The sequence below is a fragment of the Arboricoccus pini genome (genome assembly GCF_900187945.1).
In the GTDB taxonomy this organism is placed as follows: Bacteria; Pseudomonadota; Alphaproteobacteria; order Geminicoccales; family Geminicoccaceae; genus Arboricoccus; species Arboricoccus pini.
This window is the reverse complement of record NZ_FYEH01000013.1, coordinates 19,603-36,099: the sequence shown is the minus strand read 5'-3', so window position 1 is coordinate 36,099 and position 16,497 is coordinate 19,603. Positions and strand designations below refer to the sequence as shown.

Genomic DNA, 16,497 nt, shown 5'->3' with positions numbered 1-16,497 from the left:
CTCAGCTCTCGAAGCGCACGCGGGGATCGATCGCCGTGGCAGCGAGGTCGACCGCGAGATTGAGGAGCACGTAGAGGATGGCCATCATCAGGACGAAGCCCTGTACGGCCGCGTAGTCGGAGGCGATCACGGCGCTGACCGCATAGGCGCCGATGCCGGGCCAGCCGAAGACCTGCTCGATCAGGACGTTCGAGCCCAGGAGGAAGGAGAAGACCATTCCCATAACGTTGACGATGGAGAGCATGGCGCTCCGCAGCGCGTAGGTGAAGATAACCTTGCGCGCCGGCAGCCCGTTCGCGCGCGCGGTGCGCACGAAGTCGCTGCCAAGGGCGGTCAGCATTGCGGCCCGCGTCATCCGGGCGAGCGGCGCCATGGCGAAAAGCGCCAGCGAGACGGCCGGCAGGATCAATTGCGACAGGGCCGCGCGAAAGGCGTCAACGTCGCCGTTCAGGAGCGTGTCGATCAGGTAGAAGCCGGTGACCGTAGGCGGAGGCGTGAAATAGATCTCGTCCAGGCGCCCCAAAGGCTGCGGCACGAGACCGAGCTTGAAATAGAGCAGATAGACCAGGAGCAGACCCACGAAGAAGGTCGGGAAGGCCGCCCCGATCGTGACGGTGAGCCGGCAGAAATGGTCGGCCAGTGAATTGGGCCGCAGGGCCGCGACGATGCCGAGCGGCAAGGCGACGGCGATGGCGACGATAAGAGCCGCCAGCGTCAATTCCATTGAGGCCGGCAGGCGTTGGAGCAGATCGCTCGTTACGGGCTGGCCCGTCGTCAAGGAGTGCCCGAGATCACCCTTTGCCAAATCCAAGAGATAATAACCGAACTGGACCGGCAGGCTGCGATCGAGCCCGAGCGTCCGGCGTACCTCCGCCACCGATTCGGCGTTGGCGGCGGGGCCAGCGAAATAGGCGGCGGGGTCGCCTGGCAGGGCGTGCGAAAGAAGGAACGTCACGATTACGACGCCCACAAGGCTGGGCACCGCCTCGGCGAGCCGTCGAAGCACGATCATCGAAGTGGACGTGGCTGGACTTCCTTAAGCGGACGGCGGGGTGCCGCCAGAGTAGCAATGCCCATGCCAACTTGAACATTCGTTGAAGGATCGCGGCACCCTCGTGGGGTCTGCCCATAGGACGTTCATCTTAATGGGGCGGATGAGCAATCCTTGACCATCTTCCTGCCTAGGCTGCCTTTCGGCTGGTGAGCGCTTCAAGGAGAATGCCGCTCGTTGCGACGGCACCGAAGACGCCGCCCTGCATGGTCACCATGTTGATTGCCGCCTTGTGATTGGCGGGATCGGTTGCAGCGCAGCAGTCTTCGAGGATGAGGCACTCAAAGCCCCGGTCGTTGGCCTCGCGCATCGTCGTCGAGACGCAGACATCGGTCGTAATGCCCGTAAGGACTAAATTAGAGATGCCCTTCGTGCGCAGGATGAGCTCGAGGTCGGTCGCGCAAAAGCTGCCCTTGCCGGGTTTGTCGATGATGATCTCGCCAGGGAGCGGTTTCAACTCGTCGATGATCTCCCAGCCGGGCTCGCCGCGCACCAGGATCTTGCCGCAGGGTCCAGGATCGCCGATGCCGGCACCGATCTGGCGCGAGCGCCAGCGTTTGTTGGCCGGCAGATCCGAGAGGTCCGGTCGATGGCCCTCGCGGGTATGAATGATGTGGAAGCCCTGGGCCCGCATCGCTTCTAACAGCGTCCTGATCGGCTCGATCGGCGCGCGGGTGAGCGCCAGATCGTAGCCCATGCGATCGACATAACCGCCAATGCCGCAAAAATCGGTCTGCATGTCGATGACGATCAAAGCTGTGTTGGCGGGATCGAGACTGCCATCATAGGGCCACGCATAGGGCCAGGAGGCGATCGTTTGGGACATGCCGCGTTTCCCCGGGTGCTGCCATTATCGGCCCCGTTTCAAAGCAACAGGTGGGCCAGCCGACCACGGTTGCGCCGCTGGCCGGCATGTGGCTTGCTTTCACTCGGTCTAATGAACTGAAATCGAGCGGGGGAAGCGCCATGGGTCATCAACAGGACGATCGCGACGCTCTGCGGCGGCGATGCACCGAGGTCGCGAACCATCTCGTCGACGAGTTCAACGCGGGCCGGCTTAGCCGCCGAGGCTTTTTCCAGCGGGGTGCCGTCCTCGGTCTGTCGGCCCCTCTCATGAGCGGGCTTGTCGGTGGCGGTCTCTCGCTCTTCCCCTCCGCCGCCCGTGCGGCAGGCAATCCGGGTGGCACGATCCGCGTCGGCCTGACCGTGCCCACCGCCTCGATCGATCCGGTGGCAATCGCCGATGCGGGTGGGCTCATCATCATCCAGCAGCTGGGCGATTTCCTGATCTATGACGGTCCGGACTTGATCTTGAAGCCGATGCTGGCGGAATCCTGGAAGCCCAACAAGGACGGCTCGGTCTGGACCTTCAAGCTGCGCCAGGGGGTCAAGTTCCACAGCGGCAAGACGCTGACGGCGGACGATGTCGTCGCCACGTTCGACCGTCTCGCTGATCCCGCCAACAGCTCGAACGCGCTCTCGGTCTTCAGCGGCGTGCTCTCCAAGGGCAACACCAAGAAAGTCGACGACCTGACGGTCGAGTTCCACCTGGATGCGCCCAACGGTAATTTCCCCTATTCCGTCTCGACCGACAATTACAACGCCATCATTCTGCCGGCCTCCTTCGATGGCGGCTATGAGAAGAGCTTCGACGGGACGGGGCCCTTCAGGATGGAGAAGTATACACCCAAGGTCGGAGCAAGCTTCGTCAGGAACCCAGATTACTGGGGCGGTGCCGTTCTCCCCGACCGGCTGGAGTTCAGCTTCTACGCCGACCAGCAGCCGCAAATCCTGGCCCTCATGGGCGGCCAGGTCGACGTGCTTCAGCAGGTCGTGGTCCAAGGCGGCCAGGCCATCTTGAGCAACCCCGACATCGAGATCAACCGGATCAAGGCCGCCACGCACCGCCAGGTCCACATGCGGACCGATTCCGCCAACTTCAAGGACAAGCGGGTCCGCCAGGCACTGGCCTTGGCCCTGGATCGACAGGCCATCGTCAAAGGCCTGTTTCGGGGCATGTCCGACCTTGGCAATGACAGCCCGATGGCGCCCGTCTATCCCTCGACCGACCGGAGCGTACCGCAGCGCCAGAAGGACATCGCCAAAGCCAAGCAGCTCCTGGCCGAGGCTGGCGTGCCGAACGGCTTCGAGGTGACGCTGACGACGGAGCAATACCAGGAGATTCCCACCTACGCCGTGCTCATCAAGAACGCGGCCGCCGAGATCGGCATCAAGATCAATCTCAACGTGATGGATCAAGGTGCCTATTATGGCAGCGCGACCTATGGCAACTCGCCCTGGCTGGATAGTGAGCTCGGCATCACGGATTATGGTCATCGAGGGACGCCCAACGTCATCCTCTCGGCCCCACTTGTCAGCAATGGCAGCTGGAACTCGGCGCACTTCAAGAATCCCGCCTATGACAAGCTGGTGGCGGACTATGTGGCGGCCGTGGATCTCGACACCCAGCGCAAGACCGCCAAGCAGATCGAGACGCTCCTCAATGACGAGGTGCCGGTCATCTTCGGCTATTTCTACGACTTCCTCATCCCGCAGACGAAGAAGGTCAAAGGTATAACGGGAACCGCCCTATCGCAGCTCTTCCTGCAGAACGCATCGGTCGTCTGAGGCATGGGGAAGGCGATCGGCCGCTTTGTCCTGAAGCGACTGGGCCTGGCTGTCCTGACCCTCTTCCTTTTGAGCATCGTCGTCTTCGCCGGCTGCATGGTGCTGCCGGGCAACGTGGCGCGCGCCATCCTTGGGCCCTTCGCCGACCAGCGCGCCGTCGACGCCCTTAATCACCAGCTGGGGGCCGACCGGCCCGCTTTGTCGCTCTATTGGGAATGGATCACCAAGCTGCTGCATGGCGACATGGGGACGTCCTACACGTTCAGGGCCCCCGTCGCCCCCTTCGTTCGCGATGCGCTGGTCAATTCGCTCAAGCTGGCCGCCCTGGCCTTCGTCATCGTGGTGCCGCTCAGCATCCTGGGCGGCATCGTGGCGGCCCTCTTCGCCGGTCGCTGGCCCGACAAGCTGATCAGCCTGACCAGCCTGTCGCTCACCGTCATTCCCGAATTCGTCTCCTCGATAGCGCTGTTGCTGATCTTCGCGATCTGGCTGCGCTGGCTGCCGCTTTCCGCCAGTTTTCCGGCGGATGCGGGCGCGCTTACGCAGATCTATTATCTGCTCCTTCCCTGCCTGCCGCTCGTCATCGTCCTTTTTGGCTATTTCGCGCGGATGACGCGGGCCGGCGTGGTCGAGGCGATGGCTTCGGACTATACCCGCACGGCGATCCTCAAGGGGCTGCCCCGACGCACCGTCATTATTCGCCACGTCCTGCGCAACGCGCTCTTGCCGACCATCACCGTCATCGCCAGCCAGACCAGCTACCTGATCGGCGGCCTCGTCGTCGTCGAGGGCCTGTTTCGCTACCAGGGCATCGGCAGCCTCATCCTGACAGCCGCGCGCGGCAAGGATTTCCCCATGCTGCAGGGCGGAATCCTGACGATAGGCGCGCTCTTCATCGCCGCCGTCCTGATTGCCGACCTGATCTTCCTTCTCGTCAATCCCCGCACGCGGACGAGCCTGCGATGACCGCCCAGACCACGATGCTCGATGCCGAGCCCGGCTCGACGCCGATCGTCTTCGAGGAGCCCCGGATCCGCAGCCGTTGGAGCCTTCTGTTTCGTTCCGGCACCTTCTGGGTCGGTGCGATCATTACGGGTTTTTGGGCTTGCTGCGCGATCTTCGGCCCCTGGGTCGTGCCCCTGGACCCCTTCGCCGACGACCTGATGAACACGCTAGGGCCTCCCGATGCTCTCCATTGGTTCGGCACTGACCAGCTCGGCCGCGATGTATTCTCTCGCGTCATTGTCGGCGCGCGCGACATCCTGACGATCGCGCCGCTTGCCACCATCGTCGGCACGATTTGCGGTACGATCGTCGGGCTGGTGACCGGCTATTTCGGCGGCATTGTCGATATGCTCGTCAGCCGCGTCATCGAGGTCATGGTGGCGTTGCCGCTCATCGTCGTGGCACTTCTGGTCCTGGTGGCGCTGGGACCCTCCACGCCTGCCGTCATCGTCGTTATCGGCCTCGTCTTCACGCCCCTCATCGGCCGAACGGTGCGCGCGGCCGTCCAGAGCGAACGCGATCTCGATTATGTGGATGCGGCTCAGATTCGCGGCGAGAACGCCCTTCACATCATGTTCGTGGAGATTCTCCCCAACGTCCTGCCGCCGATCCTGGTCGAGATGACGGTCCGTCTCGGCTACGCCATCTTCTTTGTCGCCTCTTTGAGTTTCTTGGGCTTTGGCATTCAGCCGCCTTCGCCCGACTGGGGCCTCGCGATCTCGGAGAACTATGGCGTGATCGCTGGCGGCTACTGGTGGACGGTGGCCTTTGCCGCCGGGGCCACCGGCTCTCTCGTGGTGGGCGTCAATCTCCTGGCCGAAGGCATTCACGGGGCGTTGACCGGATGAGCATGATCCAGATGGAGCAGAGCCCGCCGCCCGCTTTGCTGCTCGACAAGGTCGATGTGGCCTATCGCACGCGCGGCCGGGACATGCGCGTTCTCTCTAAGGTCTCCATCCGTATCGAGCCCGGCGAGGCCTATGGCCTGGTGGGCGAATCTGGCTGCGGCAAGTCGACCGTGGCACTCACCGTGCTCCACACACTGCCCGGCAACGGGCATGTGCTGGGCGGCAAGCTCGAGGTCGCCGGGCGTGACCTGCGCCGGCTCGATGCGCCGGCCCTCCGCCACATGCGCGCCCACGATATCTCGATGGTTTATCAGGATGCCGGCCGGGCGCTCAACCCATCCATGACCGTCGGCCGGCAATTGCTCGAGGTGTTCGAGGTGCTGGGTCAAGGTGGCCAGGAAGCGGTCGAACGAGCGCACGCCATGCTGGCCCGCGTGCAGATCTCAGGGCCAGCCCGGGTGATGGCCAGTTATCCGCATCAACTCTCGGGCGGCATGCAGCAGCGTGTCGTCATCGCCATGGCGCTGGCCAAGGATCCCAGTCTCCTGATCCTGGATGAGCCCACGACGGGCCTCGATGCCACGGTCGAGGCCGAGGTCTTGGACCTCGTGGCGGACCTCAGGCGCGACTTCAACAGCTCGATCCTCTTCATCAGCCATAATCTGGGTGCGATCGCCAGCATCTGCGATCGCGTGGGCGTGCTCTATGCCGGCCACCTGGTCGAGGAAGGGCCAGCCCAGCAGGTCTTCAGCGACCCGCGCCACCCCTATACGGCCAGCCTGCTGCGCTGCCTGCCCAAAGCAGGGCTCACCAAGCGGAAGAGTGCGCTGGAGACGATCCCCGGCTTCCTGCCGCCTCCGGGGGCCATCATCAAGGGCTGTTGCTTCGCGCCGCGTTGCAGCATGGCGCGCCAGCGCTGTCACGACGAATCCCCGCCTGCTTATGACCTGGGCGGCCGGCAAAGCGCCTGTCATTATCACGACCATGTCGACTTCATCGCGGGCAAGGATCTGCGGCCAGTCGTCGTCTCGGCCCCTGCCGCCGCGCGGCAGCCGGCACTGGCACTCGATGCCGTGTCCAAGACCTATCATGTCGGAGGCCAGCCACTGCATGCCGTACGCGACGTGTCGATGACGCTGCAGCCCGGCCAGACGTTGGGCCTGGTCGGCGAATCGGGCAGCGGCAAGACGACTTTGGCCCGGCTGCTTCTGGGTCTGGTCGCTCCCGACGCCGGCGGTCGCATCGAGCTCGACGGCGAGGCGCTGGCGCCGACGGCCGCCGAGCGGCCGACCGAGCACGTCAAGGCGATGCAGATTGTCTTCCAGAATCCGGATTCGGCCCTGAACCGCGCGCATACGGTCCGCCATCTCATCGGTCGCGCGCTCAGCCGGCTGGCGGGTCTGCGGGGCCGCAGGCTGCGCGAGGAAATGATGCGCCTTGTTGGCGCCGTGCGGCTGACCGAGCGCCATCTGGCCTTGCGGCCCAGGCAGCTCTCGGGTGGCTTGAAGCAGCGCGTGGCGATCGCCCGCGCCTTCGCCGGCAATCCGCGCATCGTCGTCTGCGACGAACCCACCTCGGCCTTGGACGTCTCGGTCCAGGCGGCGATTCTCAACCTTCTGGCCGAGCTCCAGGACCAGCGGCAGGTGAGCTATGTCTTCATCTCGCATGACCTGGGCGTGGTCCGTTATCTCGCCGATCGCATCGCCGTCCTTTATCTCGGCCGCCTGATGGAACTGGGTCCGGCGGAGGCGGTCTTTACCGGGCCACATCATCCCTATACGGAAGCGCTCCTTTCGGCCGTTCCCTCCCATACCGGGCGCCGCAACGAGAGGATCAAGCTCAAGGGCGAGATTCCGAGCCCGCTCAACCCACCTTCGGGCTGCGTCTTCCAGACGCGCTGTCCGCGCAAGGTTGGTGAAATCTGCGAGACGACCGAGCCCCCCATGCAGAGCGAGGATGATCACGGCATACGCTGCCACATCCCGCGGGCCGAACTCGGGCGGCTGACGCCGGCCCACCCATAAGATCGCCTCGACCCTGCCCGATCTGGTCGTGCAAAGACCGGAAGTTCAAGCCATCCTGTCCTGCCTCGAAACGAAAATGAGATCAGGAGGCCGTAACGGTGGTTGACGTGATGTCCCTTCAGATGCCGGGCCTGACCCCTTGCGTGGAGTATGCCATCGCGGTGGAGGCGCTGCCGCAAAGCCTGGCGTTCATGCTGAACGTTCTGGGAGCCGATATCGTCAGGCGTGAGGACGACGCCTCGGGCCGCATGCGGCAGGCGGAAATACGTCTGGGTCACAGCCAGCTTGTGGTCAGGGACGCCGACGGCATCGCCGCGCGACCGGTTCTGCAGGTCAAGGTCAGGGATGCCGGCCGCACCTTCGCACGCGCGGTGGCCGGCGGTGCCACGCCGCTGCGAGCTCCGCTGACGATGAGCGGCGGCGAGCGCTGCGCGGTGGTGCAGGACACGGGCGGCGTCATCTGGCATCTGGCCAGCTCTGCCGGCTGCCGGGGCCGCTCGGGCGACCTCCCGGCGGCCCGCATCATGATGGCAGGCTAGACCCTCGCGGGCGTTCCCGGCGGGCCCGGGCGAAACGCTCGATCATCCAGGAGCGAAACAGGGCTATCGCCGGGTCGGCCATGTCTTCGGGGTGCAATGTGAGATAATAGCCATAGCCACTCTCATAAGTCTCGGCGAACGGTGTGACCAGCCGGCCCTCGGCAAGTTCGCGAGCGAAGAGATCGGTATCGACGAGGAGTACGCCCAGGCCGCCCATGGCGAACTGCACCGCCAGTGTGGCGGTCTCGAAGGCAAGGCCGGAGTCGGTGCGCAGTGCAAGCCCCTGGCTGCGGGCGAAGTTCGCCCAGTGCAGGCTCGAATCCATGCCCTCCATCTTCACGTGGATGAGTTGCTGGCCGAGAAGGAATTCCTGTAGGCTCAGGCCCTCCGCCTGGCGGCCAACGTCGGGTGCACAGGCAGGCTGCTCGCGCGTCATCCAGAGGAGATCACGCACGGCATCGCCGGCCTGCGGCCGGTCGTAGACGACGGCGACGTCAAGGTCGCGGGTGGGCAGGCCGGTGCCGTTGCTGCTCGAGACGTCGATAACGATATCGGGCACCAGGGCGCGGAACTCCCTCAGGATCTGCAGGCCCTGCTGGTGGAGGAAGGAGGGCGGCATGTGCACCCGCAGCGTCCGCGGCTTGCCTTGGCCCTCCTGCTCGATCGTGCTCAAGACCTCTTCCAGCCGGTCAAACGATTTGCGCAGCACGGGCAGGAGCGAGGCGCCGGCTCTGGTGAGGACCAGCCCGTGCGGCCGGCGCTCCAGTAATTGCTGTCCGAGCAATTCCTCGAGCTTGCTCACATGGCGGCTGAGCGCGCTTTGCGAGATGTGGAGCGCTTTGGCGGCACCGGTGAAGCTGAGCTGGCTGGCGACCGCCTCGAAGGCGCGCAGGGCGTTCAGGGGTAGGAGATGGCGGCGCAGCAAAATATTTGAGCCTCCCTCGAAGGATCGCCCTCGCATTGCTGCCCGGACGGCCAGCCTAAATAATGCGCAGGCTGGCCGTCGAGTGCACGCTTTGATCAGATTCGATGGGCCGATCTGAAAATACGATTTTTTCTAAGATGGATCTTGTGACAATGCCATCGTCCAGCCTTGCTGGAGATAGGTATGGTCGCTTTTGCCAAAGTCGCCGCTTTGCTGGATCAACGCCGGACGGGCTACAGCCTGCCGCAGGCGTTCTATAACGATCCCGAGGTCTTCGCCTTCGATCTCGAGCACATATTCAGGCGCACTTGGCTGCTGGTCGGCTTTGAATGCGAACTGCCAACGCCCGGTGCCCGCTTAGCGCTCACGGTTGGCAAGTCGCCGATCGTCATCGTCCGCGGCCGCGACGACGTCATTCGCGGCTTCCATAACAGCTGCCGGCATCGTGGCGCAGAGCTATGCGCCGAGGGGCACGGCAAGGGCTCCCGGATCGTCTGCCCCTATCACCAATGGACTTTCGATCTCGACGGCAGGCTGATCCATGCGGGCCGCATGCCGGCCGATTTCGACAAGGCGCAGCATGGCCTGGGAGCGATCCATGTCGAGACGGCCGGTGGCTGCATCTATGCCTGCCTGGCCGAGGAAGCGCCTGACTTTGAGGCCTTTCGCCGCGAGGCCGGGCCGATGCTGGAGGCCTGCAACATCAAGAACGCCAAGGTCGCGGCCACGGTGACGCTGGTGGAGAAGGGCAACTGGAAGCTGGTGATGGAGAATGCGCGCGAGTGCTATCACTGCGCGATTGGTCACCCCGAGCTGGCCGTCACCTTCCCCGTACTTACCAAGCGGCATTTCGAGGCTGGGGACGATCCGCGCCTCCTGGCCTTTAATGCCCGCATGGAGGCAGCCGGGCTGCCGATCGGTCCCGCCGAGGGCGAATGGTGGCAGGCGGCCCGCTTCCCGCTCAATGCCGGCATGACGTCGATGACCATGGACGGCGAGCCAGCCGTCAAGAAGCTTCTGATCGAGAAGGAAGGTGGCGATGTGGGCTCGCTCCGCTGGACGAGCGAGATCCACAGCTTCGCCCATGCCACCGCCGACATGGTGTTTTACTTCAGCTCCATGCCGACTGACGTGAACGAAACGGTCGTCACCGGCAAATGGCTCGTCCACAAGGATGCCGTCGAAGGCCAGGATTACGCCGTCGATCAGCTGATCGAGCTTTGGGACATCACCAATCGACAGGATCGCGATCTCGTCGAGACCAACCAGCGCGGCGTCAACTCGGTGGGCTACAAGCCCGGCCGCTATTCCGACGAGGCCGAATCGTTGGTCCAGCGTTTCGTCGACTGGTATTGCCACGAGGCGCGCAACGTGGTGACGGGTGAGAATCGGCCCTTCGTGCCGACGATCCATGGCGCGGCGCCGGTCGCGGGCGGCGTTTGCGCCTTGCCACCGCCGGCCGACGAGACCGAAGGCAGCCCGGCCTCGCTGACATGAGCGGCCAGAGACACGACCGGCCGCTCCGGCGCGAGACGCTGGCGATCTCGCAAGGTTACGATCCGGCTTATGGCCATGGCGCGGCCAAGCCCCCCATCTATGCCTCCTCGACCTTCGTCTACCCGAACGCGCAGGCCGGCAAGGACGCGCATGCAGCCTTTTTCGATGGCGCGGTACCGGAGAAGACGGGCGATGCCACGAGCTTCATCTATGCGCGGCTCGACCATCCGAACCTCGCCATGGTGCAAAGCCGGATGGCGGCGCTGGATCAGGCCGAGGATGCGGCCGTCTTCAATAGCGGCATGGCGGCCGTCACGGCGACGATGCTGGCCTTCCTGCGGCCGGGCGACACGGTGCTCTACAGCCGGCCGATCTATGGCGGCACCGATGGTCTTTTGAATAATCTCTTGCGCCAGTTCCAGGTCAAGGCCGAGGGCTTTGCCGATGGTCAGGACGAAGGCGTGGTCATGGCCGCTGCCGAGGCGGCGATGCGCACGGGGCCGATCGGCGTCATCATGGTCGAGACGCCGGCCAACCCGACGGCCGGCCTGTCCGACATCGCGATGACCGTTCGCGTCGCGGATGCCATCCGGCTGCGCCAGGGCAGGCGGCCCGTTCTCGTCGTCGACAACACCTTCCTGGGCCCGCTCCAGCAATCACCTCTGGAGCAGGGGGCAGATCTCTGCCTAACCTCGCTCACCAAATACGCGGGCGGCCACAGCGATCTCCTGGCCGGCTGCGTCTCTGGCCGCGCGGAGCTCGTGGGTCAGCTCAGAAAGCTGCGCACCACGCTTGGAAGTCATCTCGATCCCTATAATTGTTGGCTCTTGTTGCGCTCGCTCGAGACATTGCCGCTTCGAAGCGAGCGGGCGAATGAGAACGCTGCCAAGGTCGCAGCCTTCCTTACTGCCCATCCAAAGGTCAAGAGCGTTACCTATCTGGGACTGCTTGAGGAGGGCCAGGCCGGCCATGCGCTCTTCAAGCGCCAATGCGCCGCCGCCGGCTCGACCTTCAGTTTCAAGATCGCAGGCGGCGAGGCCGAGGCCTTCGCCTTCCTGGATCGATTGCGCGTCTTTCGCATGGCGGTCAGCCTGGGCGGCACCGAATCCCTGATCTGCCACTCGGCCACCACGACGCATTATGCCGTGCCGCGCGAGCGGCGCGAGGAAGTGGGGGTCGACGATTCCTCGCTGCGTATCTCCGTCGGTATCGAGCATGTCGACGACCTGATCGCCGATCTTTCAGAGGCGCTGGAAGCCATCCAATGACCTACCCCTTCTTTCCGCTGCCCGACGACCAGCGGCCCGATTTCAAGTCGATCGCCGGCAAGTACAAGGCCCCCGAGAAGCACGCCCAGTTGTTGGTCATCGGCGCGGGGCCAGCCGGGATCGCGGCGGCGATCGAGGGTGCGCGCGCCGGCGTCACGGTCATGCTGGTCGACGAGCATCCAATCTCGCCAGCCCTCATGGGGATGGACGTGCCCTTCCAGTTCGGCGGCCGCATGGATGGCTCGGTGCAGAACCAGGAGCGCATGCTGGAGCAGGTGCTGGGCAGCAACGAGGAACTGGCCCTCGCCTTCGAGCTCGGCGTGGAGATCGAGCTCTCGACTTATGCCTGGGGCGCCTGGATCGAGGCCCCGGGCCTCCACTCGCTGCCTTGCCCGATCGTCGGTCTCGCCAATGAGAGCCGGAGCTGGCTCGTAAGCTTCGACCGCCTGGTGCTGGCGACGGGTGCTCGCGACCTCAATCTTTCCTTCGAGGGTTCCGATCAGCCGGGGGTCATGGGTGCCCAGGCGCTCCATGCGCTTCTCATCCGCTACGATGCCTTCGCCGGGCGCCGGCTGGTCGTCATCGGCAGCGACGAGCTGGCACTAAAGACAGCCTTGCTGGCCATCGCCCGCGGCCTTGAGGTCGCGGCGATCATCGAGGCGCATTCCGAGCCCGCCGGTCCGGCAGACCTCTTGGCGGCATTGGCGGCGAAGGGGGTCGAATTGATCACCCGCCATGTTCCGCTCAAAGCGCGAGGCAATGCAGAGGGTGTGACTGGTCTCACAATTTCGGCGGTCGATGGCTCGGGTACCTCGCGCGAGATCGCCTGCGACACGGTCTGCCTGGCCCTGGGCGTGGTCCCCGTGGTCGAGCTTCTCGACGTCCTGGGCCTCAAACCGGTTCTGGATGCGACACGTGGCGGCTGGATCGGCAAGGCCGGGGCCGACGGCGCCACCGACGCGCCGCAGATCTATGTCGCCGGTGACTGCGCGGGGCTGGGCGGCGACGCCGTAGCGCAGGGTAAGGCCGCCAGCCTCGCGGCATTGCGTTCGCTCGGCCGGGAGGTTGAAGCATCCTCGGCAGCCCCGGCACCGGCGGGCCCTGATGTGCTTGCCTATCGCAGCTTTTGGATGCGGACGATGCTGGCGACGGGTGGTCGCGACGTCTTGGCCTGCGTCTGCGAGGAAGTCACGCGCGGCGAGCTTCTGGGCGTGCAGCCGCCGCGCTACCTGGGCTGGCGCTGGAATGCCATGGGCAGACGCGATCTCGGCACGCTGGCCAAGGACGGGCCTTTGAATCAGGATCAGGTCAAGCGGCTGACCCGGGCCTGCATGGGCCAGTGTCAGGCCAGGCGTTGCCGCGAGCAGGTGGCCATGCTGCTCGAGATCGAGAGCGGTGCCGAGGCCGGCTCCGTGCCGCTTGCCGGCTATCGAGCGCCGGTCCGACCCTTGCCGCTGGCGACGCTGGCGGACATGGAGGAGCATCCGGACATGGGGCCCGGCTGGGACGTCTGGTTCGGCATTCCGACGCAGTGGATCCACTTCAAGGACATCGGCACCGAGCGAGAACGCGAGCAGCTCGGCGAGAATGTCCATCTCTGATCAGTCTTCCTTGGGAATGGCAGCCATGTCCGGCAACGGGGCTTCGGTCATCATCATCGGCGGCGGCGTCACCGGGCTTTCGGCCGCCTGGTGGCTCGCGCGTGAGGGCGTCGACGTGCTCGTCCTCGAAAAGGGGATCGTCGGCTGGGAGGCTTCCGGCCGCAATGGCGGTGGCTGCACCCACTACATGAGCCCGCTCTTCGAAGAGGAGCAGCGCCTTTGGCCACAGATGGACGAGCTTTTGGGCTATCCGACCGAGTATCAGCGCGAGCGGATCATCTTCTCGGTCGATTCCACCCAGGTGACGTTCTACCGGCGCATGATCCAGGGCAAGATGCCGCCGCAATTCAAGTGGGACGAGCTCGACGCCCGGCAGGTGCGGGAGGCCGTGCCATTGGCCGGCGACAATGCGGCTGGCGGCGTGCATCTCCATTTTGGCGGCCATGCCAATCCGCAGCGCACCGTTCAGGCCTATGCCTTCGCCTTGCAGGATCTGGGCGGCCGCATTCTCCAGCACACCGCGGTGACCGGCCTCGAGAGCGAGGGCGGCAAGATCAAGGCCGTGCTGACGACACGCGGACGATTTGCCTGCGACCAGCTCGTCGTCGCCGCCGGGCCGCAATGCGGCGGCCTCCTGGCCATGGTCGGCGTGGACCTGCCAATGGCGCCGGCACGGGCCGAGATGATCGTCACCGAGCCCTTGCCGCTCATGCCCCTGGGGGGTGTCGATGGCAACGGGCTCTATGGCCGGCAGACGCTGCGCGGCAATCTCGCCTATGGCGGCGGCCCGCATGAATGGCTGGAGAACGTGCCGGCCGAAGGCGAGCCGCCGCGTCCCTCCACGCCCGTTCTGCGCAACCTCGCCCGCCGACTCTACGAGCTCTTCCCCAAGGCCGCCCATGTCCGGGTCATCCGCTCATGGGCGGGTGTGATCGAAAACACGCCGGACGGCCGGCCGGTCCTTGAACGGCTGGGCTCGCCCGAGAATGTCACGGTCGCCACGATGTCGAGCGTCGGCTTCGGGCTTTCGCCTGCCACGGGCCACGCGATCCGCGACCTCGTCATGGATGGCCAGTGCGGCTTCGCCGACCTCTCGACCCTGAAGCTCGATCGATTCAAGGACGTCCCGGCCGACTGGCGGCGGCGCCAGGGTTGGTACCAGCCGGGTGCGGAGGCGGGGCTCGAGCTCGCGGCCTGACCCTATCGTCATGGCGCGTCCGACATTGACGCCGGAGCTCCCACACCCCTCTTTCTTCCGTTTGATACCAAGGAGGAATGCATGATGAGCGGGTCCGAGCAGGCGAGCCCTGTTGCCATCGTTACGGGCGGCGGCCGAGGCATGGGGGCGGCGATCGCCCGTGAACTGCACGCGCGCGGCTACAGACTGGCCTTGATGTCGCCCTCGGCAAGCGCCAAGGAGCTGGCGGCGGAAATGGGCGGCGTCGGCATCGAGGGGCGGGCGGAGAATGCCTTCGACCTGGAGCGGCTGGTCGACGCGGCCAGGAGCAGCTTCGGGCGCGTCGACGCCGTCGTCAACCATACCGGCCACCCGCCCAAGGGCGACCTCCTCGCGATGGACGAGGCAAAATGGCTAAGCGGCCACGAGATGATCGTCCTCTCCGTCCTGCGCATGGCCAGGCTCGTCACCCCCATCATGCTCGAGCAGGGCAAGGGGGCCTTCCTCAACATCACGACTTTTGCGGCCTTCGAGCCCACGAACGCCCTGCCGGTTTCCTGCACCTACCGGGCGGCCGTCGGCAGCTTCACAAAGCTCTTCGCCGATCGCTACGCGGCAGAGAATATCCGCATGAACGCGCTCCTGCCCGGCTATATCGACAGCCTGGAGCACAAGCCCGGCACGGCGGAAGCCATTCCGATGCAGCGTATCGGCAAGATGGCCGAAATCGCGAAAACGGCGGCCTTTCTTCTCTCCGACGATGCGGGTTACATCACGGGGCAAAACATCCGCGTCGATGGCGGCGTCACCCGCCACGTCTGATCAACCCAAGACAGGAATCCGGCCCAATGCAGTGGGAGCGCACGCTCGACCTTCTTCTGGTTCATTGCGAGGGCGAGATCGGCAAGGTGATCGTCGGCGGAGCCCCGGACATTCCGGGTACGACGCTGCTCGACAAGATGAACCATATCAATCAGGTCGATGACAGCCTGAGGCGCATCGTCACGCGTGAACCGCGCGGCTTCGCCCAGATGTCGGTCAATCTTCTGACCCCGCCCGCTTCGGCCGACACGCATGCGGGCTTCATCGTCCTTCAGGCGGACCGGGCACACCCGATGTCGGGCAGCAACTGTATTTGCGTCGTCACGGCATTGATCGAGAGTGGCCGGGTCGAGGCGACGGGCGAAAAGACCGTGGTCCGCCTCGATACGCCGGCCGGGCGCATCGAGGCCATCGCCCATGTCGAGGGCGGCAGCTGCCGATCGGTCAGCCTGGACAATGTGCCGGCCTTTGCCGAGTCGCTGGACTTGCCGGTCGAGACGCCGGAATGGGGCAGGATCAAGGCCGATATCGCCTTTGGGGGAGTCTATTATGCCATCGTCGACGTCGAGCAGATCGGCCTTGCGATCGACGCCGGCAATAGTCGAGCCCTGGCCGAGATCGGCATGCGGCTGCACGCTCTAATCAGTCAGCAGGTGAAGGTCCAGCATCCGCTGCGGCCCGGTATCGACAAGATCGCCTATGTCATGTTCCGCTCCACGCAGCCTGATGGCGTCATCAGTACCTGCACGACGCTGGCCAGCCGCGTGGACCGTTCGCCCTGCGGCACAGGCAGCTCCGCCAACCTTGCCACCCTCTTTGCCCGCGGTCTTGTCGGCATCGGCGACACGCGCTGGTCGCGCTCGGTCACGGGCGGCATGTTCAAGGTCGAGGCGATAGGCCAGACGACGGTGGCAGGCCGGCCCGCCGTCATCCCGCGCATTACCGGCCGGGGCTGGGTCTATGGCAAGGAGACGCTGCGCATGGATGCGAGCGATCCCTTCCAGACGGGGTTCACCTTATCGGATGCCTGGGGCCTGCAGGCGGACGAGGCTTAGGCGCGGGCGGCTAGAGCCATCTCCGGCGTCTCGATCGCCATGCGACTGGGTGCTGGG

At 65.1% G+C, this 16,497-nt stretch carries 14 protein-coding genes; 11 read left to right on the top strand and 3 right to left on the bottom strand.

The window, feature by feature from the left end; genetic code table 11:
* Window position 1 precedes the first annotated feature (1 nt).
* The gene (locus tag CFB17_RS15400; protein ID WP_088562462.1) at window positions 2–1,012 is read right to left on the bottom strand and encodes an ABC transporter permease; all 1,011 of its coding nucleotides are present in this window, start codon (window positions 1,010–1,012) and stop codon (window positions 2–4) included.
* Between the two features lie 169 nt (window positions 1,013–1,181).
* On the bottom strand, window positions 1,182–1,877 hold the full coding sequence (gene biuH, locus CFB17_RS15395) for a biuret amidohydrolase (RefSeq protein WP_088562461.1): 696 nt from the start codon (window positions 1,875–1,877) through the stop codon (window positions 1,182–1,184).
* Between the two features lie 140 nt (window positions 1,878–2,017).
* On the opposite strand from biuH, the gene CFB17_RS19490 reads away from it, so the two are divergent.
* From CFB17_RS19490 to CFB17_RS15375, 5 genes are all read left to right on the top strand, one after another.
* Window positions 2,018–3,679: an ABC transporter substrate-binding protein gene (locus tag CFB17_RS19490; protein WP_207762129.1), complete on the top strand. Its 1,662-nt coding sequence runs from the start codon at window positions 2,018–2,020 to the stop codon at window positions 3,677–3,679.
* A gap of 3 nt (window positions 3,680–3,682) precedes the next feature.
* Window positions 3,683–4,645 carry an ABC transporter permease gene (locus CFB17_RS19485; RefSeq protein ID WP_207762128.1) on the top strand — a complete coding sequence of 321 codons (963 nt, stop codon included), beginning with the start codon at window positions 3,683–3,685 and terminating at the stop codon, window positions 4,643–4,645.
* Window positions 4,642–5,532 carry an ABC transporter permease gene (locus CFB17_RS15385; protein WP_243389911.1) on the top strand — a complete coding sequence of 297 codons (891 nt, stop codon included), beginning with the start codon at window positions 4,642–4,644 and terminating at the stop codon, window positions 5,530–5,532. The genes CFB17_RS19485 and CFB17_RS15385 overlap by 4 nt, the downstream gene beginning before the upstream one ends.
* The gene (locus CFB17_RS15380) at window positions 5,529–7,556 is read left to right on the top strand and encodes an ABC transporter ATP-binding protein (protein ID WP_207762127.1); all 2,028 of its coding nucleotides are present in this window, start codon (window positions 5,529–5,531) and stop codon (window positions 7,554–7,556) included. The genes CFB17_RS15385 and CFB17_RS15380 overlap by 4 nt, the downstream gene beginning before the upstream one ends.
* A 110-nt stretch (window positions 7,557–7,666) precedes the next feature.
* Window positions 7,667–8,095, top strand: a complete 429-nt coding sequence (locus CFB17_RS15375; RefSeq protein WP_088562460.1) for a VOC family protein — start codon at window positions 7,667–7,669, stop codon at window positions 8,093–8,095.
* On the opposite strand, the gene CFB17_RS15370 is transcribed toward CFB17_RS15375, so the two are convergent.
* Window positions 8,079–9,020 (bottom strand): LysR substrate-binding domain-containing protein, encoded by a 942-nt coding sequence (locus tag CFB17_RS15370; RefSeq protein ID WP_243389910.1) that lies wholly within the window; start codon window positions 9,018–9,020, stop codon window positions 8,079–8,081. The two genes, CFB17_RS15375 and CFB17_RS15370, sit on opposite strands and share 17 nt — an antisense overlap.
* A 183-nt stretch (window positions 9,021–9,203) precedes the next feature.
* Between CFB17_RS15370 and CFB17_RS15365 the strand changes: the two genes are divergently transcribed.
* From CFB17_RS15365 to CFB17_RS15340, 6 genes are all read left to right on the top strand, one after another.
* Window positions 9,204–10,517 carry an aromatic ring-hydroxylating oxygenase subunit alpha gene (locus CFB17_RS15365; RefSeq protein ID WP_088562507.1) on the top strand — a complete coding sequence of 438 codons (1,314 nt, stop codon included), beginning with the start codon at window positions 9,204–9,206 and terminating at the stop codon, window positions 10,515–10,517.
* On the top strand, window positions 10,514–11,785 hold the full coding sequence (locus CFB17_RS15360; RefSeq protein WP_088562458.1) for a cystathionine gamma-synthase family protein: 1,272 nt from the start codon (window positions 10,514–10,516) through the stop codon (window positions 11,783–11,785). Before CFB17_RS15365 ends, CFB17_RS15360 begins: the two co-directional genes overlap by 4 nt.
* Window positions 11,782–13,386 (top strand): FAD-dependent oxidoreductase, encoded by a 1,605-nt coding sequence (locus CFB17_RS15355; RefSeq protein ID WP_088562457.1) that lies wholly within the window; start codon window positions 11,782–11,784, stop codon window positions 13,384–13,386. Before CFB17_RS15360 ends, CFB17_RS15355 begins: the two co-directional genes overlap by 4 nt.
* Window positions 13,387–13,411: 25 nt before the next feature.
* Entirely contained in the window at window positions 13,412–14,584 is a 1,173-nt protein-coding gene (locus CFB17_RS15350; protein WP_243389909.1) for an NAD(P)/FAD-dependent oxidoreductase, read from the top strand.
* An 84-nt stretch (window positions 14,585–14,668) separates the two neighbouring features.
* On the top strand, window positions 14,669–15,385 hold the full coding sequence (locus tag CFB17_RS15345) for an SDR family oxidoreductase (RefSeq protein WP_088562506.1): 717 nt from the start codon (window positions 14,669–14,671) through the stop codon (window positions 15,383–15,385).
* Window positions 15,386–15,411: 26 nt separating this feature from the next.
* Window positions 15,412–16,440 (top strand): proline racemase family protein, encoded by a 1,029-nt coding sequence (locus CFB17_RS15340; RefSeq protein ID WP_088562455.1) that lies wholly within the window; start codon window positions 15,412–15,414, stop codon window positions 16,438–16,440.
* Window positions 16,441–16,497: the final 57 nt, after the last annotated feature.